Here is a 21,673-nt window from a genome sequence, read left to right on the forward strand (position 1 = left end):
GCGCTAAATCCGATAAAATAGAAATATCCGATTTGGCGCATAAACAAAAGTTATGCGTCTGATCGCATAAAATCAGTTTATCGAAGTGGCGCATAGACTACCATTTTGGCGCCGACCCCTGGATGGCGTAATGGTCCGATTCACCGCTGTACGCGAAAGCACCCGCCGGCGTGCCCCAATTGCTTACACGGCCGGTTGGTCGGGCGGGGTTGGCCGCGACGGTCTCGCTAGCAATGCGAGACGCTGCCACAGCGCGTCCCGTTCGGCGGTAATATCTGCGACCTGTTCGAGGATTGTCTTGCGGAATTGCAGATCGCGCGTCACGCGCAACGGGAGCCCGACGGTTTCCTCTAAAAAAGCCCGGTCTTTTGCTCGATGATCGCCATCGCTTCGTCGATCCATTCCGTAGATGGGTCCAATCAAGAGAATGTATTTTACCAATTGTGCGGTCGTCATCTAAGACTGTTGAGGACGGCTGGGGCCAATCCAAGGAAGCGAGTCTCGAATGAAAAAATTGCTGTTTGTTACTGCGAGCGCCGTCGCGCTTGCAGCGGCGGTACCGACTTTCGCCGCTGGTGGTGCCGCGCAACCGGTCGACACCAAGGTACTCGTAGCCAATACGTCATATCCTGAATGCGATGAGGACCCGTTGAATGGCATCTGCGATCTCTTTTTTTGCTTAACCGACCCGGCGTGCTTCGCGCGCTAACAACGGAAAACAACTAAGCAGAAAATGAGATAGAGTCTCAGTACACCGCCGCTTGCGGGGACAGCGGCAACGTTCTCTTTGCGTGCGTATACGCGGCCATATCCGTCTTCGGTGTTCTGTCGGACGACATTCAGCCAGAGCAAGTCCACAACGTGGGGTGAGGGCGCTGCGCAAGCAGCGCTTGCGGATACTGCCCTCGCCCTCGCCCTAAACCAAGGGAGTTGACATAGCAAACGCTGGGTGAACGACGATGATCTACGAGTCCCTTGCTCGCATGCGCACGCATCGCAGCAACATTCACCGCTATCGGGCGGGCGAGCGCCCCTTCGGCGCTCGCCCGCCCGATACGCGCAGCGCGCAATTGTTTCAAACCGAGCTGACGGAGCTGGAGAGACAATATGTCGAGCGACGGCTGTCGGAAGAACGGGCGGCGCTCGATGCCCTCGCCAACACGACCCTTCCGTTTGGCTTGCCCTCGCCGAGGACACTTCCCGAGGGCGTGAGCACCCAGCAATCGAACTGAGGCCTCGCTAAAGTGCCGGTCCCGCCGAACGCGGCGTGGCGTGACATGCGTTCCTCGGACAGGAGCCGAAAGGATGGCGAAGCTCACCGTCCACTACGTCGCGTTCTAAATATTCAGAATGTTGAGATAGTGCAGCTCGCGGCGCTGCTTCACTCGTGCAGGCGCCGATCGAGTGAGAAGGCATTGCTTTCACACGCCATGAAGAAATATCCGGAGACGAAAGGTGGTCAACGAGATGGTCGAGGCTTACGCCGACGGATTAGGTGTGAGCGGCAGCAACTTGGCCCGTCTTTTCGCCGGAGCGGCTGTCGAATCGGACTTCATGGCGGGCGCTTCTCGCGCCGGCCGAGCTTCGAACCATTTTTGGCTGGCACAATAGTGGCCGGCTCTTGCGTGGGGCTAGGGCGCACGTCGCTGGGCCTTACGAGCACTCCATTCGATCTCGTTATCGTAGATGAGGCGGCGCGAGCGAATTGCTCGTGCGGTTGCAAGCTGCTCGATGGGGCCGTACTGGCCGGTGACCACGCTCAGCTCGACCGCATCACGAAGCTGAAATCATCAAGCGCGTGGCAAGTGTACGGCAGACACGCCGCTTTCAGTCTCAAGCCCCAATACAGGATGCTACCGCCCATCGGACGGCTGGTGTCGGAAGTGTTCTATCCGGACCTCAAGCTGGAGCCAGGAAGACTCGATCCCGAAGTTGATCGATCCTGTCTGCCGTCGGAGTTCGACAGGCCGCTGCTTTGGATCGATACGGACAGGTTGGGCGAGCGAGGTTACGAACGAGTTCCTTCCAATGGGTCCAGCCGTATCAATCAGGCGGAGGCGCATGCGATCGTGGCGCTGCTGGAAAAATGGCTGGCGCAAAGTAAGTTCATGGATTGGCTGACTAGCCAGACGAAGCACGACGCCGGTATCGGCGTCATCCGCATGTATGCCGCGCAGAGGGACCTCGTACGTCGGGCAAGCGCCGCGACCGTATCGAACACGCGAATGAAATAAGCAAATATATTGGCCTCTTCGAGCGCGCCGGCGGTTTGCGAGCTCCCATAGTCTCGCCTGAATTCCGCTGCGATTGCATCGCGGGTCTCAAGGAGGAACCTGCGATAGCTCTTGGTATCCTTGCGAGCGTAGGAGGGACAGAACTGATAGACGTCGGTGACCGCATGCTCGACCAGCTTTTGGAGGCTTTTCGGATCGCGCCGGAGTGGAGATCCGCCCCGCAATTGTCGCGGGATGCCGCAGTAAGTCATCACGCCGGCAACAGAGCGTACCGTGTACGCGCCGCGGCTTAACCCGATCAGATAGATGGGGTCACCTGGTTCATACAGGCCAATGATCGCCGCGTAGCCATCGACGATATTTCGGGTGATGCCAAGGCCGGTCGCCATGCTGGCGAGGTCATAGAGCCATCGCATCCAGCCGATCTTGAAATGACCGTCGGATGCCGAACCGAGACTCCGAGGGTTTGACCTTCGTGTCGGGATCAACCCGACAAGCTCGGTAGAGCTTGTAAAGGTTGGTTCGGGCTTCGTCGAAATTGGTGCCACCCGCCTGGCCAGTACCGTCGGAAAAGAAAAGTGCGCCAACACTCCAATAATATCACAGATTGTGGGGGTAGAAGTGTGACCTGGCTTACCCTTGAGGGGATAGTCGTTTCGATATTGGACGGTTGCGGCGTGCCGCTATTTGCCATCAACAAGATTGACGCCAATTCGATCGGCGAGGGCAACGAGGTCTGCGTAGAGCGGAATGTCTGTGAGCAGATTCTGTGGGGCTCCCGTCGGGGAGAGGTCCTTTGCCGTGATGCGATCGCCGAAAAGCATCAGAGCGAGGGCCCGGTCGTCCTGTCGCGATACCCAGCACAGTCCATCGGCGTGAGGACACGTGGCGTGGATAGCTTCTGCCCACTTCCGGGTATTTGGATACTCGTCCTTTTCGGTATCGATGAGCTCGCTGCGCTTAACGCCCAGCTTTCTGAGCGAAGTCGTGCTGAGCTCGACCAGATTGAGATCTCGTTTGGGGGTGACCTGAGACCGGACTTGATCGACGAGTTTTTGCTTGTCGAAGGTTTTCAGTCCGGGGGCGAATGGCACGTCGTGGAAAACGGTCTCCATCGCAGCGCACTCGAAGGTCGTGCCGCCGTAGAGCGTAGGGATGCTCGAGCCGTCCGAGGCTTTGATCGGGCTGAACCTCGCGTTGCCCTTGCCCGGGTTGAACTGGCTGCTTCCATAAATCTTCTGGTGAATACGATGGAAGACCTGGCCCTTCGGCCACGTCTTCATGTTCACCAAATTGGCAAGATCGGCGGGTAGTGCCGGCACGCCCGACGGCCGAGCTGGCGACGGTCGGGCGGCCGGGCGGCGTACACCAGACCTCTTCTTAGCCATGGAGCACGCCGGCCACCTCGTCCTCTGCCGCGGTAATGACGCGATCGGACTTGCTGATCAGCAAGTCCTGCGGTCGCTTGCCCCCGAGGAAGCTATTGGCCGACGCAAACCAGTAGGCTAGGCCCCAATCGTCCTTCTGACCGCGAAAGACCTCTAGCACCTTCGCTAGGCCTTTAGTCGGCCTGTAGTCGGTCGAGGCATCCAAGGCATAACCCGGGAAGTAGTCTACGCCGCGATGATGCACCGCGAAGATCTGCCCATCCTTCTTCCACTTGTTCGGTTGAGCGCTTGGATTGCTGGCGCTGAATCCGGCTACCTTGGCGACCTGTGCCGCTGTCATCCAATCGCCGGTCTCGAGCACGCGTTTGCGTGCTTCGGCTGTCATGCGAGCTTCGATCAGCTTGTGTTCCGGAAGGGGTACATCGGGGACGAGGGCCTCGATAATCGAACGGAACATCACATCCTGCCGATGCTCGACGATACTAGAGACGAGCGGAACAAGATTGGCGAGCGTAGCCACAAGCGCCCGAACAGCTGGTTTGTTGCCATGCTTCAACGTCAAAGCGACCACCTGCTCCACGGGCAGTTGGGCCAGACGGTTGCTTACCTCTTCGGGGGTTCCGGTAACGGTTGCGACACCCGAGAGTTCGAGGGTTTTCTCGGCCGTGGTCATGGCTTAGGTCCATATGATGACGGTTATCAATATAATACAATAACCGAAATCATCAAGGACCTTTCCGAAGCTTTCGAATAATCAGCAAAATCGGCCTGTTCGGGGTAAGCAAGACGTCGAAGCTGGTTCCTGCCCCGCTATTGGCTGGCAGCCGGTTGCGCTCACAAGCTGGGCAAATTTTCAGGATTATAGGCGGAGCTAGCAGCAGGCAGACAGGACCGACTGCTCTATTACGTCTTTGATCTCCCATGGCGCGATGGTGACCTTCGCAATTCTCCCCAGATCGAACGCAAGCAGGCGCTACTGGACCAGCTCGGCGAGAACGGCCTGTACTGTACTCTGAACATCTCACCGGCGATGGCCAACAGATGTTCGAATATGCCGCTAAATTGAACTGGGAAGGCATCATCTCTAAACGAGACGCTCCTTACCGTTCCGAGCGCAATGAGAATTGGCTGAAGATCAAGGTCCACACCGGCAAGTTTCCCGTCGTGGGATTTGTCAAAGACCCTACTGGTGTCGCGGCTCTGTACCTTGGCAAGCAGAAGGGCAAAGATCTCGTCTACATGGGCAAGGTCGGGACCGGCTGGTCTCGCACTATCTCCAGCCAGATTAGAAAACAACTCGACACCGTGGTTAGCCCGAAGTCCAAGCTAACCAGACCCATCAGGAAGCCGAAAGCAACATGGGTCGAACCGCAATTCTACGCGGACGTTGAATACCGCGACTCACGGAGGGATTGCTACGTGCCAGTTCGTTCAAAGGGATTTCGCGGAATGATAAACCCTGATTGCACTGTCTGCTTCGGACTGGGATGGGTATGCGAAAATCATCCCCAGCGGGCATGGAGCGAAGATGTCGGGTGTCAGTGCGGAGCAGGAATGCCCTGCGAATGCGTCAGTGCTGACGGGCTTGAGAAGCCTGACGTGAGCCAAATCCTCGAAGCCCCGTCCACACTTCATTAGCGTCGCGTCGTTTTCCGGCGATTGTACGCCGAACGGTTCACTGGTCTCAAGGAAATCGCCTCGCGTTGCGCTTTGCTTGCAATCGATGCTGGGGGGCGCTGCATCTTGAGGCTAAACGCCGGTTGGCGTGTTCGCCTTAGCAAGCGACCCTAGCTGCTTCACTTCCTTATCGCTGCACGGCTGACGTGAGCGCCGCTTGTACTTCGGGTTTGCTTTGCGCCACCCTTCTTGCCGGTGGGCGATCTAGGCCGCTTCCATGCTGGTCGTGGTGCCGGCGTACCTCCACCCTAATGTAGGTTAAGGCATGAATCAGCAGACTGGTTCCCGTACTCGATGTTCAGATGACGTTCATGTTCGCAGCGCTAACGCGGCCTGCATCCGTGGCACGTAGGGGGGACGCATGAAACCCTGTGACCCGATGGCCATCGCGCTAGACCGGCTCCTTGCTTACCGCGCTGCTCGCATCGATCCGATAGTTGGAATGTACAGCCAGGATGCAGTGATTGAATGCGCCTGCGGAGGCCGCAGGATCATCCACGGTCAGGAGGGTATCGCAGCATATTGGCGACGGCGCTTCATCGAAAGCCAGCACTTGAACTAGAAAATTTGCAAGTGGGCGGGGGCGCCGTGGTGGTTTCCTACCGAACGAGTAGCGATATCGTTCAGGCCTTGCCTGAGGATGGGCTGATGAGCCGTTGCCGGTGCGGGCCGATCCGATCGGCGTATCGGCACACCCGCAGAATTACTAGCAATTGCTGCACCCAGCTGCTGTTTTCATTCAGGCGAATTCGAGCAAGTCGCCCAATCTTTCTTATTGTCTCTCATTGCGGTCGGGTGTGTGATAGGGCATCGGGCAGGCAGGGGCGCTACAATGCAGGACATGGCATCTCAGGCCGAAAAGCTGCGGAGCGATGCCGCAGCATGTGAGCTAATCCGAAATACGGCCATCGCTCCCAACAAGCGAGAACTATTCGAGCGGCTAGCGCGACACTTGTCGGTACTGGCCACCGAAGTGGAAAAGTCGATGCTGGAGAGCGGCAAGAGGTGATGCTTGCTAGCGGTTCGGCAGGCCTCTGAACATCGCTTTCCAGTTCGAGAAATCATAAAACCCGGTCCAATCATGAACCGGCGACTCCGCAGCGTTCGCAATAGAACTCGCCAGAACAATAGTTGGTTCGTCGTTCCTGCTTCGCTCGATACATCGTCAAGCAATGCGGACAGGAGAAATGAACAGTGACTTGGCTATCATTGCTCATCAAAGGCCACCCAGTTCTCAGGAGGGGACAGCCGACGCGGGGCCCGTTTATGCCGCGGCTGTCCCTGCGCCCACCTGTCGGAATATTGAAGCCCAGGGCGGCTAGGCGCGATATCCTTGGGAGCTAACAAACTCGACAACATGCAATGTCGGACGACATGCGGCGGCCACGCCATGACTGGTGCACCCACCCGGAATGGCTCGTTGAAAGAATGGACACGCTGCATCGACTAGCAGAGTACTGGACGGCAAAAGGGCCGCATTCGCTGCGGCCCTCCGCCAGCCCAAATATTTGTTCGGGATGAAAACACCACGCTGGCAATACTAACTTTACAGCCTTCCACAAGATTGAGGATTCCGTAGAATCACGGTGTTTGGAGGCCGGACAAACAGTGCAAACACGCACTGACGCGACGAAGTTTGGGAAGGCCGCGGCAAGATAGGCTCTTCCAAAGGCGTATTGACCGACGCCGTCTGGTACCTCCAAAGACAATTGTGTTCCGCGGTGAGGTCTCGAATTGCGAGTTCTCCGTTACGTAGACGTGTTCTTACTTGTCTACTCTCCGCTTCCAAACGACCGCCCACAGTGGGAAATGGGATGACTCAGCAACAACTTAGCAAGATATGGACGGTCGTCGGCCTGTTTCTGCTCTATTACGCGCTGAATACTTGGATTTGTTGTTCAGGGCGGGCAAGAGATCTTCGGCGTCAAGTTGATTGTCGGCAACCGCGTTCCTGCCGCGATGTGGGGCATTCCCCTGACCTGCATCGTTCTGCTTGTAAATTCCCTAGTTGGACTGCGCTACGCCCAGCCCACGCCGCCCGGCCACTGGCACGATCGTATCCCGATCGTCGGCTTCGAAAGCATCGTGACGAATTCGCCGGAAGGCAAAGTTTATCAAGGGGTGATGCTCTTTCTTCTTTCCCTTCTTCCCGCAGCGGTCCTCATTCATTTCTGGCGCATCTTCAACAGCGCCAAGGTCGTCACGACCGATGATCCGCCAAAGCTCGTGAGCAGTATCTGGGACTGGTCCGCGCTGGCCAAACTCGATGATCCCGCGCGCATCTGCACCGACGTTATCCGCGAGGGCAGGAAAATGACGTGCGAGAAAAACGCCACCCTTTTGCCGGGATTGGAGCCAACCCTGTTCGCTGTGTTGACCGCGGTGGCAGTACTCGCCTTGGTGATACACTGGCGTGCCGTGTTCCGGCGAAGCCCGAAGCACGTTGAATAGGCCAGCCCGCGTTAGCGGCATTTTGAGCTCGACCTAGGCACGGGGGGCTGTGCAAAGCTGTCGACAAGCGGTGTCGCGCCCTTGGGCGTTGCATGCGGATACTGTAAGGATCGCAGTTTGCACTCTCTGATTGCGGGGCGAGGCAATGCGTTGGGGTATCTTCCTCCTTCTTGGCGTCCTCGCGGGCGCTGGCACGTGGTACGCGCTGTCAGGCGATAATCTTCGTGATATCGTCAACACGCATTGGCCTCCGGTGACGTCTGAGCAGCAGCGCCAGACCGCGATCGATGGCGCGCTTAGCGCCCTAGAGGCGATGCCGAGTCCCAACATCGCCGCGGGTGTCGACGTCAAAACGATCGAGATGATCGCGGGTGAGTTGCTCAAGGGCAAGGGCGTCACAAAATTGTCGGTCGAGACCGACCGCCAACTCCTAAAGGTGACGGCAGCTTTCGATCTCTCCTTGCGTCCCGAAGACGCGGGTGACGATCCTCAAAAGCGTGCGTGGATCGAGCGCCTCAAGCCACAACTCGCCGGGCGGGCTGAATTCTTCCTGAGCGCCACCACCGCCATGATCACCGCACCAAAGCGCGCCACACAGGTGAAACTCCTGCCGGCATTCAAATCGCTTCACATCAACAAGATAACGCTCGCGGAGCGTTACGATGCCACCGCTGCCGGCGCGTTCCTTGCGAGCCTTCTCGAGAGTTATGCCGACAACATCGTCGGTGCGCTGACGAACGCGCCGGTCCTCAATGCCGAGTTGCCCGCCAGCCTTCAGGATCAATTCGATCCGTCGGGGCCGATCAAAATCAACCCTGCATCCGGGAGCAGTTTCAAGCTCACGCTTTCGTCGCAACCCGTCCGCAGCCCCTACGAACTCGGAAGCGCGACGTTACTCATCGACAACAGCCGCGTGATAGTGCTTGCGCAACTCACGCCGCCCGCAAAAACTTTGACCGCAAAGACGGCGTCGAAGGGCGCGTTCAGCGATCTTGCTGCCGGCTTCACACGCCGCATGTCGGATGGATTTGATCTTCGCGAGGTATCAACCGGTGCGTGGGTTGCGGTTGCGAAGGCGATGATTGCCGACACCTTCAACAGCGCATTCGCACAAGCACAGGCCTGCATCGCAGGTACCGGCGCCATCCCGAAGCAGACCTTCGAGCAGAAGATCCCTACACCGGACGCGTCGGCAATTGATTGCACTCCGAGGGGCGACTGTACGCCGAACCAGGCGTGCGACCTCAACGAAGACACACGAGATTGCCGCCGTTCTCGCAACTGCCAGCACAATCATGATACGCGTGAGTGCCGCAAATGCGTCGTGGGCGTCTGCGCCAATGAACGATTTGCGAAGCGGCGAAAGCTTCGCAAAACGCCATCTATGACGCGGATTATACAGCCTGCGTAAATTTGGGTCCCCTCTATGATGCTGCCTGCGAAGCCCAAAAGGCGACCCAGAATGGGCTCTATGCCACGCAGAAGACTCAGTGCGAAGCGGAAAAGTCGACCAAGAAGCTCGCCTGCGAAGCGGAGAAGACCGGCCGCAAGATGGCTTGCGAAACGTATAAAGGGGCGGTTGACGCACTCCATCGCACCGGCAATGTCGGAAACTTTGACGGCAGCATTTCCGGCACGGGTGATCTTGGGATATGTTTCCGCGATGTGGCATTCTCCGCGGACCTCGCTAAGCTTTCGATGAAGCTTGAGACGACCGGTTCAGCAAGCCTCGATACCAGCTTCAAATTTACGCCGCTCGATGTCGCGGGCCACATTCTCTGTCAGTTGCCGTGGACGGCGGACAAGAATATTAACGTGACCGTACCGTCCCAGTCGATTGGCGTTGATGTTACCCTGGCACGCTCGCCTGGCGGGCCCGAATACCGTGGGCAGTTGAAGGCGTCTCCCATTCGCTTACACTTCGAGCCGAGCCCGACGTCGCTCGTCCTTCAGAACATCAATTTCTACTTGGCCTGTCCGGTCACGGCGCAACTGGTCAACGGCATGACACTCAACTTGGCGCCCTTTGTTCCGGAACTCCTGAAGGACTACACACACACCCTCGATCCAATCGATTTCTCGTTTATCCCGACGATTCCAGATCAGCCGCTGTTCGGACGGACCATCAAGCCCACAGCGTCCGAGACCCCCAAGGCCTTGATCGTTTCCGGTGCACCTTAAGCGGGCGTTGTGATGACGTGTTGCGCCTCTGAAGCTCCGTCCGGACAGCTATCTGGAGCCCTGGCCGTTGCTCGCATGCACCAGCGGCACATCGAGCAATTATTCCGATCATGCAAATACCCATCTTCGAGCGCGCCTTCATGCTGAAAATTGAATGGTATTGTTGCTCTTTAGCTCCAGAACATAGCGTTTCAGGCTCTTCGCTACAAAACTACCCGCGCCTCGGCGTCGGAACAGGGATGCGATAACATTATCAAGGCGGCGCACCAAGTCATCATACGTGAGGATGTCCATCATGTTGGAATACTTGCGCTTGATCACCTCGAGATCGAATAGCTGATCGTCCGCAAGCGCAGATTTCCCGTCAGCTCCTTTGTCGCGTCCCAACAAGATCATGGCTTTCGGGCTGGTCACCCGGATCTGCATGCCGTTCGGGAGCAAGTTGGCATATTTCTTGGTGAGCTGCCGCTCACCTTCGACGCCCCATTTCGAAAGGTGGAAGAGATTTTCTCGGCCTGCATGATCGTTCCAGACAGCTCCTTCGTGGGGACGTTGTTGCCCCGATAAAGGCCCCGGCTCAACAGCACGTCGTTGAACGGCTTCTTGATCTCGATGACATCGATACTTCCCCCGGCATCGATGAGACAGATATCGATGAACCTGTTTTTCCGTGTTCCAGGCCTGGAATAAAAATCTGCGACAGTGACGCCTTCGAGTACGGCAATGTATTTTGGAAACAGCAGGAGGATCACTTTGATGTCAGCCGTTGCCAGTCCTTTTCACTGTAAGCTGTTGCGTCGACGAGCCAAACCAAAATGGTGTCAACAGCACGTACTTGTCGATTTCGGCCTGGATGAGTTCAGGGTCATCCAAAGGAGCGGCCGACACGGCCGAACCTCGCCGCTCGAGATAGGCTTCGTATTTCTCTCTCGCGGCCGCGTTGCCATCGAGGATCTCCCCCACGATCGCCTTGACCCGCGCGCTGGCATACTGATCGAGTTCGGTCGAGTTTGGGAATTTTGCCAGAAGCTCGCGAAAAATCTCAACCGGTATCCCGTCTTGCCGTGAACCTCCGACGACGATCTCGCCGGAGGTTGGCTTCACCTTCTCGATGCGCGGGAAAATGCGGAGGTTGCGCTCCGCGATGAAGGTTTTTCGCTCAAGGCGGAGGCCGTTGACCGTAATCAGCACATCGTGGTCGCACCCCAAAATCCGGCCCGGAATCCGATAATAGCCGGCTTTCTTCTCCGCGAAGTGGAATTCGTAGATCGGCTCCTCGCCGCCGCGCTTCGAAGGAGCCTTCAACAGGTCGGCGGGTTCAAAGGTGAAGCCATTGCTTACGGTGACCTTGCCGTCGTCCTTCAGCCGTTTCGAGGCCCACTCAGGATCGTTGTTCTCGACTTCGTACAGGAGGACTAATCCTCGGTCGTCTTCTTCAAAGCTGATCATGCCGGATTACCAATGCACTGCGCCCGTGACCCCAGTCACAAGGAAGCTAGCGCACGTTCAAACATAGAACTTGAATGGCTGACGTTCCTCTCCTTTCGCCGACCCCATGGTGAGGACGTCTCCGACCATCCGCGCAAACCGGACAGTGACGGGCAGGCCATCATTGAAGTTGCAGGAATTGTAGTTGATCTTGGTGAGACCCATGATGTCTGCGAGCACCGTGCGGATGTCGGGCTTTGCGTTCTTGCTCTTCATGACGGTGATATGCAGCGGGTTGGGCGTCTCTGGCCCAATGTAAGTATCGAGCTGTGGCACATAACCCGTCGTCCAGAGATAGGCCGTCTGATCATCGAGCAGGAGCGCGGTCCCCCGCAGCACGGGATAGTCGCCATCGCGGAAAAGCTTAGTCTCGCCGCCTGTCGATCGAATGCGCACGCCGATGATGTGGTCCCTTTCGGCGCCGCCTCGACAAAGGCGTTCCACTCTTCTTCGTTGAAATAGGTCTGCCCATGGATGAAAAGCTCCTTAGGCGGCCCGCCATGCGTCTCGGCGTAGGTCTTCAGCACCAAAGCGAGCAGGCTTTTCGCCGCGGGCGCCTTGAGATGAAACTCGTAGTCTCCGGTCTTCCACGGTCCGTTGGCACCGCGGAAGACAACACCGTCTCCCTCGTTGAGAAACATCTGCGCCGCGCAGCAGGCATGACCATCGGGGTCGTTCGGCAGGCTCTTGTAGACCATGCCGATGTAACAGACCCCCGGTCGAACGTCGGCCAGCCGCCACGGCGGCTTGGGCTGCGTCTTGTAGTAAAGACCGGTCGCGAGATTCCAGGCGATCGTTGCAGCATCCTGTGTCTTGCGCACCGGATAACCGGCCTTATTGAGGAAAGCGTCGGCGCAATCGTCGTCTCACGGACCAACTGCGTCGGCGCGATCGCCAGGAATTCAGCTTTGATCCTGCGATGGAAATCGGGAACGTCCTCGAAAATCGCCTCCTCTGTCTGATGATGGCGCCCATGGCAGCGAGCAGCGGGACACTCTCCTTCGCCTTCTGCCGCTTGGTGAACTCGCCCTTTTCCATCGGCAGGCCGGTTCGCTTGGACTGAGGCCTGCATCGCTCGTAGACGATCTCGGGCAGAACCAAGATCCAGACGTCGACCGATCGCTCGTCGTTCCGCAAGTGCTGCTTTACGCGATCGATGTAGAGCCGTGCGACCTTGTCGACGGCCTCGTTCAGGTTGACGATGCGCGTTGCGCGATCGATGTCCTTCCACGGAATCGACAGGGCGCTGCATTCGTCCGGCTCGAACGAAATCCCGAACGCCTCATCCAAGCCCGGGAAGTCCGCCAGGTGCAGCCGGTCGGCCTTCTCGCCTTTTCCGGGCGGCGGAACCCGGACAGCCGATTTGAGCTTGCGACCCCATGCACGAAAATGCGCGATCCCATCAGTGGTGCCGACCACGCCGACCCCGATTTCCCGGCTTTTCTTCGCCTTGGCATGAGGTCCGTACAGGAACAATCCGGCCTTGGGGTGCGGACTGCGCTGCGAAAATGCAAACTCAAGCTGCGGTTCGCCAAAGTGTTCGACCCGCAGCGATTTCTCCGGAAATCTCATGCGTCGGCCTCGTCATCGTTGTCGGGGCGACCCAGGGTGCTGATGTCAGCTTCTTCCTCGTCGGCGTCAAGAACATCGGGAAGCGCAGTGCTCACCGGCGAGGAGAACAGCATCGGCGCCGCTTCGATGGCGAGCGCTGCGTTCGCAGACAACGACAGCCGAATATAGGCCGACTCGCCCGACAATAGCTCAAGGAATGCGAGCATGCGTCCGTGCCACTGCTTGTTACGCCAACCCTTGCAAATGCTTCGGCGCAGGCGGTGTAGCTTCCTTGCGTCATCGATGCCGAGCCCCTCGGCCGTATTGTTGTCGACCGAGAACAATACCCTCGACTTGAGTTTCAGATGCCAGAGCGGCCAGAAATAAGGCATCGCAGTAACGCCGAACTGCCAGATATGTCCCTTCGCGACATTGCGCAGCATCGAGGACCGCCGGTCGCCTTGCTTGCCCCAGGGGATGCGGTGTCCCGTCGGTGCCTGCGCGGCCGAAGCGTGGAAGCCGACAGCATTGGAATATTGATACTCGACGAAGCCTTTCTCTCTGCAGAAGGACAGCCAAGCCTTCTTAATCATCGCAATGACCAAGTTGGAAGCGACTTGACGCTCAATCCCAAGCGCAGAAAAGCCATTGTCGATGAATTCCAGCAGAGGGATCTCGTACTTCAGCTTGAATCGGCGGCAGACGCGAACGCGACGTCGATTTCGGATTGTTCAGCAAAAGTGATGATCCCGGCACCCTGTTTCGCGCACGGATAGAGGAAATCCTCGAGCGCCCGATCCAGCAATCGGTCCTCGATCACCCCGGTGCTCTCAAAGATCGGATGACGTCGGGCGCTTCCGCCGCGCGCAGCCAGTTCGAGGTCGGTCGCTCGGCCTCCTCGACGAGCGGGATCGCGCCACGCCGCCGGAAAATCTCCCAATTTGGATCGATCACCGGCTGGCCGGAAGGACGCGGGACTTTCTGGCGCTGCAGCGCGTCAAGTAGGAGACCGACGCCTTCTCCTCAGCCGCGCACAAAATCAACGGTCACGGCATCTCCGACGCCCTTGACCTTCTTTCCCGGTTCGAGCCGGAGCGGAATAATGAACCGGGAATCGTCGAGCTCCTTGGACAACTCCAGCGCGATGTCGAGATCATCCTGGACATGAGGGTCAGCGAGCGTGGCATCGCGGCAGATGAGCAGAACTTTCACGGCCCGGTATTGCAGCGCCTCATTGATCTGTCGGCGCCATCGGTCGCCGGGCTGAAGCGTGAGGATGTCGGCGAACACGCGGTACCCCTCGGCCTCAAGCTTGGGCGCGAGCCAAAGCGCAAACTCATCGTCGACAGGCGATGCTTTGATCAGAAATATGGTGTCTCGCGCTACCTTCTCGACAGGCGCAGCATTCCCGGCAGCCTCCGCAGGCGGAAGGAGATTGGCAAGAACTGCGGGAACCACCCCGGGCTTTGACAGAGCCTTTCCAACCGCTTCCGTGACAACCGTTTCCAGAACCGAGGTGCTCTGCGCCCAAAGCGTTTGATGGGCTTTCTCGTTGTCCGGATATTTTCGAAGCAGAGCGTTGAGGTCGCCGGACCGAAAATGTCGCCCGGCGTTTGCAGCGAAGGGCCGATGATCTGCGCTAACGCGTTCTTGTTTTTTGGCGTGAGCGGCGCCGATGTCACGAGGATATAGCGCGTCGCTGCTAGCCGATCGATCGACAGCCGCTCCTTCGCCATCTTTGACTTCAGCGCCGCAAAACCGGACCCGTGGTAGTGCTTCGCCTGCATCACAATCGATCCGTCGGCTCGCGCATGGCGGCCGCCCATCCCGTCGTCCGGGCCTGCCGGAAAGGCCTCGAAGCGCAGGTCTATCTCTCGCCCGACGAGGTCGCGGGCCAGATCTTCGAATTCGCTATGGGATAGACCTGAAAAGTCATAATTCATGCTTGCAGAATGAGTGCTCGTCTCCTAGGCAGTCAAGCGAGGGATCGCGGTATTGCTTGGTCCCTAAGTTTTACCAACAACAAGATAAACCTGCTTTTGTGGACGTGCCCACGCAACGAAAACAAGCCTCGGTCGCGGAATGCTGAGCCAGCGAATCTCCGCGACGCAACAACCGCGGACATCCGAAGCCAGCTTCCCACCGCTTCGCTTCGCTGCGCGAGGGCGGTGTCGCCAAGGACGATGCGTTGCCGAAAATGACGAGCGGGTTGGACCTCATACGAGCGATTAGAGGTGGTGCACAAATTCCCGATCCCTGGGCGCGAGCCGACTATTGCGGATTCTCGTTTTGTTCGCTACTTGTTGGGCTTGGTGCATAAGCACCTGTACGCCCCGGCCCATGCCCGCCGGATCGGTCGGAGCCACCCCGCTGAGCCGCTGTCGTCAGCCCCGCATCTGGCTGTGGTTGACGTGACTTTAACGGCTGAAAGGCATGGTGGGACCGGACGATCCAAACTATGTTTGACGCCAAGCTAGATAAGTGGACCGCTAATGGCTCGCGGCGAGTTGATGAAAAAGCTGTTGGCGAGTTACGGCCGGGACGACGAGTTCCGGGCGGTTGCCGAACAGATCATTCTTGAGGAAGAGCAGAAGAACAACCGCGTTCTAGCCCGGTCCCTCCGCCAAACCCTAGACCATGCGTCGAACCGCGCGCCCCCACCGCGGGCGCTGGCGCCGCTCATTCCGTTCCCGGACGCCGCCAACGATTTCGTCGAGCGCGTCGAGCCGGAGCACAAGGGCGACATTGTTCTCAGCAAGGCCAATATCCGGATCTTTTCCGGACTAATTCAGGAATTTCGCCGCGCCGATGACATCCGCCGCAGCGGACTCCCGGTGCGCTCGAAGCTGCTGTTCTGTGGACCTCCGGGCTGCGGAAAGACTCTTTGCACCGAGATCTTCGCGGGCGAGCTCGGGCTTCCGCTGTTCGTGGTCAAGATCGACCGCCTGATCTCGTCCTATCTTGGCGAAACCGCGACCAACATTCGCAAGATTTTCGAGTTCGCGCGCAAGCAGCCCTGCGTCCTCTTTCTCGACGAATTTGATGCGCTGGCGCGCTCGCGTGATGATACGAGCGAGCACAACGAGCTGCGGCGCGTGGTCAACAGCCTTTTGATCTTCATCGACCGGATCAAGCCGAAGGGCTTTCTGGTTGCGGCGACCAATCTCGACCAGTCCCTTGACCCCGCGGTCTGGCGCCGCTTCGACGAGGTCATCTGGTTCGAAAAGCCGGACCGAGAGATGATCGAGCATTTCCTGGCGCTGAAATTCAAGAATATCAAAACAGCTTTCGATCCAGTCTCTCATGTCGGTTCGCTGGATGGCTATTCTTTCGCCGAAATCGAACGCATTTGCGTGCAGGCGATCAAGGCCGCCGTAATCGAGCGCCGCAAAGAGGTCCGTGAATTGGACTTATGTCACGCCGTCGCTGATGAGATTCGACGACGGTCTGGCACCGCACGCCTGCAGCATCTGGAAGACTGATCCGGCGTGCCGCGCTACGACCACCTCCAGCTCCTGCGGCTTCCCGAGCGTCTCGAACGGCGGAAGCATGGGGGAGGAGGTGCTGCCCCTCAACGAGACGTCAGCGTACATAGCCGCAAGCTTCGTGCTGAGCTCGACACCGCTATTGCTGAGCAGCAACGCCGTCGCCGCCCGGAGTTCGTCGATCCGTCGCTCATTCTGCGCGTTCGCATGACCGGAATGACGATGGAGGAAGACTGGGAGCGGCTTGGACTGACCCTCCTCGCCAGCGATGAAGACAAAACCCTGATCCTCTTCGCATCGAATGACGATCTGCAGGGTTTTCGCGATCGCCTGCAGGCCTATGCGCAGGGAACCCCGCCTGGACAAGCCGCCCCGTCCTACAATGGCTTCATCACCCGCATCGAAGAGATTGGCGCGGTGAAACCTCGTGATCGTATCGGGCTGCGATTGCGTGAAGAAGGGCTGACCCTGCCTGAAGACTTCGATGCGGACCGGGTCTTCGTCCTCGATCTCGAGCTATGGGACATTGGCCGGCGTGAACTCCGCACCCGAAAGCTTGAGCAAATCGCCGAATACATAGATGCGCGGGGAGGCGAAGTGCTTGACCGCTATGTTGGCCCATCGATTACAATGCTGCGCGCTCGCATGTCCGGCAATGTGATACAGACGCTCCTCACAGTCGAAGACGTTGCCGATGTCGATCTGCCGCCCGAACCTGATATTGTCACCGGCGAGGCGTTTGAGTTGACGATCGCCGATCTACCGGAGATCGACGACGTTGGCGACGACGCGCCGGTCATTGGCATCATCGACAGCGGCGTCAATGACCATCCGTTGCTGGCGGGCGCCATTGTCGGCGCGATCGGTGTACCGGAGCGGCTCGGAACGGCCGACGATTGGGGCCACGGCACGCGCGTTGCCGGCGTGTCACTATTTGGCGATCTGCGCGATCAAATTGCCGCTGGCGCGCTGGTGCGGGCAGGGCGCATCGCCTCGGCCAAGGTCGTGAACGAACGTGGTCAATTCGACGAACGTCGTCTTATTGCCTCCCAGATGCGCGAAGCCCTGACCGCCCTCAATCAGCGTTTCGGTTGCCGCCTCTTTGTCGTCGCGCTCGGTGATCCGAAGCGCCCCTATGACGGAGGCAAGGTTGGCCCGTGGGCGGCAACGCTGGATGAACTCGCACGCGAACTCGATTCCGTCATCATCGTCTCGGCCGGCAATCGCGCGCCCCGCAGCGGTAATCGGCTGGAACAAGCCGTTACTGAGTATCCCGGCTATCTGCTCGAACCGGCCAACCGTCTGTGTGAGCCTGCGGGCGCTATGAACGTTCTCACGGTCGGCGCGTTGGCGCACGGCGAGGGTCTTGGGCCCGATCTTGTCGAGCACGTTCATGCCCGTCCCATCACGCGTGCGTTCGAGCCTGCGCCTTTCACGCGGATCGGCCCCGGGATCGGCGGTTCCATCAAGCCGGATCTGGTCGATGTCGGTGGCACAATGGTATTCGATCCCGCAGTAGGGCGGCTGCGGCTGGGCGAAGACTTGCCGACGGCCGGTGTTCTCACGCTCCATCATCTGTTTCTTGACCGGTTGTTTACGGCGGGATCCGGCACGTCCTATGCCGCCCCTCGCGTTGCCCACAAAGAGCAGCGCAGATTCTTGCGCGCTTTCCCAGCGCGTCTGCAAACCTCGTCCGTGCGTTGCTTGCAGGCGCGGCGCGCATCCCGGATGAGGCCCAGCTCAGGCTTCAAACCCTCGGTGACGATGCCATGCGTTCAATCTGCGGCCATGGCGCTGTCGATTCAGAGCGAGCAGCATATTCCGATGATCATCGCGTCGTGCTGTACGCCGAGGATGAATTGGCGCTCGACCACTTTGCGGTCTATCAATTGCCGATTCCCGAGCTGTTCCAGAGTGGCGGCCGTCGCAGCATCCGCGTGACGCTTGCCTTCGATCCCCCAGTTCGTCACACCCGCGCCGACTATGCCGGAATTGGCATGAATTTTCGTCTGGTCCGAGGATGTGAGCCCGATCTGATCTTCGAGCACTTCCGACGGAGAACCCAGGAGGAGGGGCGTCAGCCGGATATCGACGGTCGCTTTGACTGCGGCCTGAAGCCGAGTCCGCGCGAGCGTGAACGCGGAACTCTGCAAACCGCGAGTGTAACGTTTACGCGCGGCACCGAAGCCTATGGCGATAGCTATTATCTGGTCGTGCGTTGCGACGCCGGTTGGGCAGCAACCTTCGAAACGCAACAACGCTTTGCAATCGTGGTGGAGCTGACCCATCAAGCGGAAGTGCAATTGTACGAGCGGCTGCGCGCTCGTGTCCGCCTTCGAGGTTGAGAAAGCGGCAAATGGAATGAGCCGATCGCCACCTTTGTCACGATCCGGACCCGACGGCGGCCCCATCCTCTTTTTCCCTGCTGCGTATCAGTTCCACAACGCCGTGTCGGAGACCCGACCAAGCCAGACGAACTATAGCCGGTTTCCCGCGAGGCCATGCGATGAAGTGGGGAGACAATGCCCGAGATTTTGACACCGCACTGGCGGTGTGGCCGCACTATCGCCCGCTGTTCGACAATTGGCTGATGCAGGAGCTGGTGGAGCAGGGCGACAAGGCTCCGATATGGCGCGACCGCAGAGTGCCGACCGAGAATGGACGCGTACGCGGCGACGTTTATCCGGATGGCGAGACCGCACGATCGGCCGCCGCCACGCTCAATCAGATGCTCCACGACGCGCTCGCTGCGCGCGAGATGGATGCCGCGAGCAAGCTTTCGCTTCAGCTCAAAGTCGCGAAGAACCTGCAATCCAAAGAACGCCTTCGCGACGAAGAGGAGCTCATGCTCGCGGAGGCACGCCGCCGGCACGTCAATGATCCGCGACCGGACCCTTCCGCAATTGTGCTGCCTGCGGAGTCGGCTCCTTTCCGTCAGCAATTGAGCGACCAGCTTTCAGACATGCCCTATCTGAGGGTCGTGATCGTGACGGTCCGGGAGACGGATCGCAGGTGGCACCGCTCCATTCTTTATCTCTCGCACGACAACAAATGGTCCAAGCCTTACACGGCCGGTGAGCGATCCGCTGAAAAAGCCATGCGGGCGCGAATCGCCAACGGCTTCGGCCTTAGCGCCGACGACCATTGGGGAAAGACCAAGGCCAAGATCCGCCAGATCTTGTTGCCACGCGCCAACCAGCTGCTGCAACTGGCAAGCGTGCAGCGTATGCGGGCAGAAGCATTGGCCAATGGTCAAAAGGTGCTGGTCTCGAACGGCATCGTTTTCTGGTACGAGGAAGATGGCGGTATCGGCTGGCAGGTCAAACAGACGACGTCCACCAAGGAGTCCGAGGGAAGCACCTTATGGAAGGAAGGCACAATTCACTCGGTAAACCATGGTCGATTGGTGATCCTGCCCTATATTAAGGAAAGCGGCGAGCAGGTGCGTGGCCACACCAGAAATGGCCCGGATGACGGCAGAGCCAAACCACGGCATCCCGATCACTACGTCGATATTCCGTTTGCGCAACTCGACGGTAACCTTATGATCGGTCTGTTCGGCGAATTGCCCTACGAATAGCCTGGATCGCTGCGCTAGCGTCAGGAAACAGCACACGGAAGCCTCGGCTCGTTCCGCTCATCGCGGGTTCCCGCGAAGGCTTCTGCGGCGGCGATAGCTATACGATGATGCGTGAGCTGCGATCGTTAGATCGATAGACCAAGCTGCAGCTCTGCCTCGTTGCCTTGTAACGACGAAAGCGACACCCCCAACAGCCGGACTGGCTTCGAAAAGGCATCTCGTTCTGAAGCAGCGCGATCGATAGTCGTTCGAGTTCCGCGCGATTCAAAATCGCGGAGGGCACCGACCTGCTGCGCGTGTTGATTTCGAAGTCGTTGAACTTTACCTTGAGGGTAACCGTCCGGCCTAGCGCGCCCTTATCTTCGCAGTACTGCCAGGCCTTGTCGATCAATGGTTGAAGTTCGGCGGCCATAGCTTTGATTTCGGTCAGGTCGTTAAGGAAGGTATTCTCTGCGCCGACCGACTTCCGGATTCGGTTCGGACGGACCTCGCGATTAGCGACGCCTCTCGATATCCAATAGTAATACTCACCCGCCTAGCCGAAATTAACCTGCATGAACTCGAGCGACTGATTGCGCATATCGAGCCCGTGTAGAGGCCAAGGCCATACATTGGCTGTGGTTGCGTGCCCGATGCCGTGGAATTTGTCGACCGCCAGGGCTTCTACAAACGCCGGGCCCCATCTCAGGAGTGATGACGTACTGGCGGTTCGGCTTGCGATGGTCGGAGGCGAGCTGTTGTAGGAGATGCTGGCGGAGGCATTGAGGCCGGTTACCTCCTTGATCTTCGTACGGATCGCCAACGCCACGTCCCGCGCCAATGGGACGTTTTGCAGGCATCCTTGATGGCAACCAAGTCAGCGGCTTCGCCTGACCCATCGTCATTGAAGACCAGACCAGATCGAATTCCGCCTTCAGCCGCTGAACGGTGTAGTGCTGGATCGTATCTGGTGCCCGAGCCTTGCGCATCGATTCCCGATTGAGCGGCACATTCTTCCAAGGCCAGGATTCCAAAACGCGCGACCGGGAAGCGGCCCGCATTAAGGATGGTCGGGATGTGGTAGCAGTAATAGGAGTAGGTGCCATCCGCGTGTCTCACGATGAAGGGTCGACTTCGAGGTGCTCTTCGAGCGGCAGAACGACGCCCTTGGACCTCTTCAACGAGACATCTGGACTGGCCTCTTAACTGGCGTCAGCCTCGGTGTCGCGCCGGTTGCCGAGGAGGAGCAGGTCTGAAGATGGGAGGCTTATTTTGCTCCATCGTATATCACGTAGATCGCAGGTACTGCGATTCTTTCGGAGCCTTCCAGCTTGCGTGGTACGCATGGAAGCCTGCGTGAGGGCCTCGCCCCCCAGAAGTCGGCGATAGATATCGCAGCGCTGAGGTGCTTGGCGGAGCAGAAAAGATGCTAGACAAGCATCGGAAATTGCTAATTTGATGTCAGCGCGGCGATGCTGAACCGCATTTGCACTCAGCGTTCCCGGTGTCCGGCCGTCAAACGGCGAATTGCAGAATCTTGACTGCCTGCCAGCTGAAAAGCGCGCCGCGCCGGTCGCTAATCTTAAGAAGGTTCTGAGCAAATAACAGAAGCCATCGCGCGGCCACATGGCTCTGGATCTGCTGCGATCCGATTCCTGA

Annotated in this window: 21 protein-coding genes and 3 pseudogenes; 11 read left to right on the forward strand and 13 right to left on the reverse strand. The window is 58.5% G+C overall.

Going from position 1 to position 21,673, the window contains the following annotated elements; translation table 11 throughout:
• Positions 1–183: 183 nt before the first annotated feature.
• Positions 184–456 (reverse strand): hypothetical protein, encoded by a 273-nt coding sequence (locus YUO_RS0129935; protein WP_028350560.1) that lies wholly within the window; start codon positions 454–456, stop codon positions 184–186.
• A gap of 49 nt (positions 457–505) precedes the next feature.
• Here YUO_RS0129935 and YUO_RS0129940 point away from each other — a divergent pair, with 49 nt between their 5' ends.
• The 3 genes from YUO_RS0129940 to YUO_RS49055 all read left to right on the forward strand — a co-directional run bounded on the left by YUO_RS0129940 (position 506) and on the right by YUO_RS49055 (position 2,234).
• Entirely contained in the window at positions 506–709 is a 204-nt protein-coding gene (locus YUO_RS0129940) for a hypothetical protein (RefSeq protein ID WP_028350561.1), read from the forward strand.
• A gap of 250 nt (positions 710–959) precedes the next feature.
• Entirely contained in the window at positions 960–1,232 is a 273-nt protein-coding gene (locus tag YUO_RS42165) for a hypothetical protein (RefSeq protein ID WP_035727955.1), read from the forward strand.
• 198 nt (positions 1,233–1,430) lie between these two features.
• Positions 1,431–2,234: an AAA domain-containing protein gene (locus YUO_RS49055; protein WP_430649567.1), complete on the forward strand. Its 804-nt coding sequence runs from the start codon at positions 1,431–1,433 to the stop codon at positions 2,232–2,234.
• On the opposite strand, the pseudogene YUO_RS48025 reads toward YUO_RS49055, so the two are convergent.
• The 3 genes and pseudogenes from YUO_RS48025 to YUO_RS0129960 form a co-directional block, all read right to left on the reverse strand.
• A pseudogene (locus YUO_RS48025) lies at positions 2,192–2,650 on the reverse strand (phospholipase effector Tle1 domain-containing protein); the annotation flags it as partial. The gene YUO_RS49055 and the pseudogene YUO_RS48025 overlap by 43 nt on opposite strands.
• Before the next feature lie 267 nt (positions 2,651–2,917).
• Complete coding sequence (locus tag YUO_RS0129955; protein ID WP_028350563.1) at positions 2,918–3,622, reverse strand: RES family NAD+ phosphorylase; 705 nt, start codon at positions 3,620–3,622, stop codon at positions 2,918–2,920.
• On the reverse strand, positions 3,615–4,295 hold the full coding sequence (locus YUO_RS0129960) for a hypothetical protein (protein ID WP_028350564.1): 681 nt from the start codon (positions 4,293–4,295) through the stop codon (positions 3,615–3,617). The genes YUO_RS0129955 and YUO_RS0129960 overlap by 8 nt, the downstream gene beginning before the upstream one ends.
• Positions 4,296–4,663: 368 nt before the next feature.
• On the opposite strand from YUO_RS0129960, the gene YUO_RS48030 reads away from it, so the two are divergent.
• The 4 genes from YUO_RS48030 (at position 4,664) to YUO_RS0129990 (ending at position 9,931) form a co-directional block, all read left to right on the forward strand.
• On the forward strand, positions 4,664–5,260 hold the full coding sequence (locus YUO_RS48030; protein WP_051379713.1) for an ATP dependent DNA ligase: 597 nt from the start codon (positions 4,664–4,666) through the stop codon (positions 5,258–5,260).
• A gap of 1,968 nt (positions 5,261–7,228) precedes the next feature.
• Positions 7,229–7,750, forward strand: a complete 522-nt coding sequence (locus YUO_RS0129980) for a hypothetical protein (protein WP_156908827.1) — start codon at positions 7,229–7,231, stop codon at positions 7,748–7,750.
• A gap of 145 nt (positions 7,751–7,895) precedes the next feature.
• Positions 7,896–9,161 carry a hypothetical protein gene (locus YUO_RS0129985; protein ID WP_028350566.1) on the forward strand — a complete coding sequence of 422 codons (1,266 nt, stop codon included), beginning with the start codon at positions 7,896–7,898 and terminating at the stop codon, positions 9,159–9,161.
• A gap of 2 nt (positions 9,162–9,163) precedes the next feature.
• Positions 9,164–9,931, forward strand: coding sequence for a hypothetical protein (locus YUO_RS0129990; protein ID WP_028350567.1), 768 nt, complete (start codon positions 9,164–9,166; stop codon positions 9,929–9,931).
• A 138-nt stretch (positions 9,932–10,069) separates the two neighbouring features.
• On the opposite strand, the pseudogene YUO_RS49060 reads toward YUO_RS0129990, so the two are convergent.
• The 8 genes and pseudogenes from YUO_RS49060 to YUO_RS48735 all read right to left on the reverse strand — a co-directional run bounded on the left by YUO_RS49060 (position 10,070) and on the right by YUO_RS48735 (position 14,913).
• Positions 10,070–10,683, reverse strand: a pseudogene (locus YUO_RS49060) (Shedu immune nuclease family protein).
• A gap of 7 nt (positions 10,684–10,690) precedes the next feature.
• Positions 10,691–11,380 carry a hypothetical protein gene (locus tag YUO_RS47320; RefSeq protein WP_051379716.1) on the reverse strand — a complete coding sequence of 230 codons (690 nt, stop codon included), beginning with the start codon at positions 11,378–11,380 and terminating at the stop codon, positions 10,691–10,693.
• 57 nt (positions 11,381–11,437) lie between these two features.
• Positions 11,438–11,863, reverse strand: coding sequence for an argonaute/piwi family protein (locus YUO_RS48045; RefSeq protein WP_235782869.1), 426 nt, complete (start codon positions 11,861–11,863; stop codon positions 11,438–11,440).
• 390 nt (positions 11,864–12,253) lie between these two features.
• The gene (locus tag YUO_RS48050) at positions 12,254–12,991 is read right to left on the reverse strand and encodes an argonaute/piwi family protein (RefSeq protein WP_235782870.1); all 738 of its coding nucleotides are present in this window, start codon (positions 12,989–12,991) and stop codon (positions 12,254–12,256) included.
• Positions 12,988–13,563 (reverse strand): hypothetical protein, encoded by a 576-nt coding sequence (locus YUO_RS48720; RefSeq protein ID WP_347335952.1) that lies wholly within the window; start codon positions 13,561–13,563, stop codon positions 12,988–12,990. Before YUO_RS48720 ends, YUO_RS48050 begins: the two co-directional genes overlap by 4 nt.
• Positions 13,564–13,652: 89 nt before the next feature.
• The gene (locus YUO_RS48725) at positions 13,653–13,910 is read right to left on the reverse strand and encodes a hypothetical protein (protein ID WP_028350569.1); all 258 of its coding nucleotides are present in this window, start codon (positions 13,908–13,910) and stop codon (positions 13,653–13,655) included.
• Between the two features lie 83 nt (positions 13,911–13,993).
• Entirely contained in the window at positions 13,994–14,428 is a 435-nt protein-coding gene (locus YUO_RS48730) for a TIR domain-containing protein (RefSeq protein WP_028350570.1), read from the reverse strand.
• Entirely contained in the window at positions 14,353–14,913 is a 561-nt protein-coding gene (locus YUO_RS48735) for a hypothetical protein (RefSeq protein ID WP_347335953.1), read from the reverse strand. The genes YUO_RS48730 and YUO_RS48735 overlap by 76 nt, the downstream gene beginning before the upstream one ends.
• A gap of 567 nt (positions 14,914–15,480) precedes the next feature.
• Between YUO_RS48735 and YUO_RS0130030 the strand changes: the two genes are divergently transcribed.
• The 4 genes from YUO_RS0130030 (at position 15,481) to YUO_RS0130040 (ending at position 20,035) form a co-directional block, all read left to right on the forward strand.
• Positions 15,481–16,452 carry an AAA family ATPase gene (locus YUO_RS0130030; protein WP_235782871.1) on the forward strand — a complete coding sequence of 324 codons (972 nt, stop codon included), beginning with the start codon at positions 15,481–15,483 and terminating at the stop codon, positions 16,450–16,452.
• Positions 16,453–16,458: 6 nt separating this feature from the next.
• Positions 16,459–18,396 (forward strand): S8 family peptidase, encoded by a 1,938-nt coding sequence (locus YUO_RS48055; RefSeq protein ID WP_235782872.1) that lies wholly within the window; start codon positions 16,459–16,461, stop codon positions 18,394–18,396.
• Positions 18,345–18,800 carry a hypothetical protein gene (locus YUO_RS48060; protein WP_235782873.1) on the forward strand — a complete coding sequence of 152 codons (456 nt, stop codon included), beginning with the start codon at positions 18,345–18,347 and terminating at the stop codon, positions 18,798–18,800. The genes YUO_RS48055 and YUO_RS48060 overlap by 52 nt, the downstream gene beginning before the upstream one ends.
• Positions 18,801–18,961: 161 nt before the next feature.
• Positions 18,962–20,035 (forward strand): hypothetical protein, encoded by a 1,074-nt coding sequence (locus YUO_RS0130040; protein ID WP_028350572.1) that lies wholly within the window; start codon positions 18,962–18,964, stop codon positions 20,033–20,035.
• 125 nt (positions 20,036–20,160) lie between these two features.
• Here the strand turns inward: YUO_RS0130040 and YUO_RS45255 are convergent.
• Positions 20,161–20,870, reverse strand: a pseudogene (locus tag YUO_RS45255) (DinB/UmuC family translesion DNA polymerase); the annotation flags it as partial.
• Between the last annotated feature and the right edge of the window lie 803 nt (positions 20,871–21,673).

Source organism: Bradyrhizobium murdochi (assembly GCF_000472965.1).
GTDB lineage: Bacteria > Pseudomonadota > Alphaproteobacteria > Rhizobiales > Xanthobacteraceae > Bradyrhizobium > Bradyrhizobium murdochi.

Coding starts and splice junctions, on each gene's coding strand:
- YUO_RS48720 (WP_347335952.1), bottom strand. CDS start 13,563: ATGATTAAGAAGGCTTGGCTGTCCTTCTGCAGAGAGAAAGGCTTCGTC.
- YUO_RS0129985 (WP_028350566.1), top strand. CDS start 7,896: ATGCGTTGGGGTATCTTCCTCCTTCTTGGCGTCCTCGCGGGCGCTGGC.
- YUO_RS0129940 (WP_028350561.1), top strand. CDS start 506: ATGAAAAAATTGCTGTTTGTTACTGCGAGCGCCGTCGCGCTTGCAGCG.
- YUO_RS0130030 (WP_235782871.1), top strand. CDS start 15,481: ATGAAAAAGCTGTTGGCGAGTTACGGCCGGGACGACGAGTTCCGGGCG.
- YUO_RS48030 (WP_051379713.1), top strand. CDS start 4,664: ATGTTCGAATATGCCGCTAAATTGAACTGGGAAGGCATCATCTCTAAA.
- YUO_RS0129955 (WP_028350563.1), bottom strand. CDS start 3,622: ATGGCTAAGAAGAGGTCTGGTGTACGCCGCCCGGCCGCCCGACCGTCG.
- YUO_RS0129935 (WP_028350560.1), bottom strand. CDS start 456: ATGACGACCGCACAATTGGTAAAATACATTCTCTTGATTGGACCCATC.
- YUO_RS42165 (WP_035727955.1), top strand. CDS start 960: ATGATCTACGAGTCCCTTGCTCGCATGCGCACGCATCGCAGCAACATT.
- YUO_RS0130040 (WP_028350572.1), top strand. CDS start 18,962: ATGAAGTGGGGAGACAATGCCCGAGATTTTGACACCGCACTGGCGGTG.
- YUO_RS47320 (WP_051379716.1), bottom strand. CDS start 11,380: ATGATCAGCTTTGAAGAAGACGACCGAGGATTAGTCCTCCTGTACGAA.
- YUO_RS49055 (WP_430649567.1), top strand. CDS start 1,431: ATGAAGAAATATCCGGAGACGAAAGGTGGTCAACGAGATGGTCGAGGC.
- YUO_RS48735 (WP_347335953.1), bottom strand. CDS start 14,913: ATGAATTATGACTTTTCAGGTCTATCCCATAGCGAATTCGAAGATCTG.
- YUO_RS0129960 (WP_028350564.1), bottom strand. CDS start 4,295: ATGACCACGGCCGAGAAAACCCTCGAACTCTCGGGTGTCGCAACCGTT.
- YUO_RS48050 (WP_235782870.1), bottom strand. CDS start 12,991: ATGAGATTTCCGGAGAAATCGCTGCGGGTCGAACACTTTGGCGAACCG.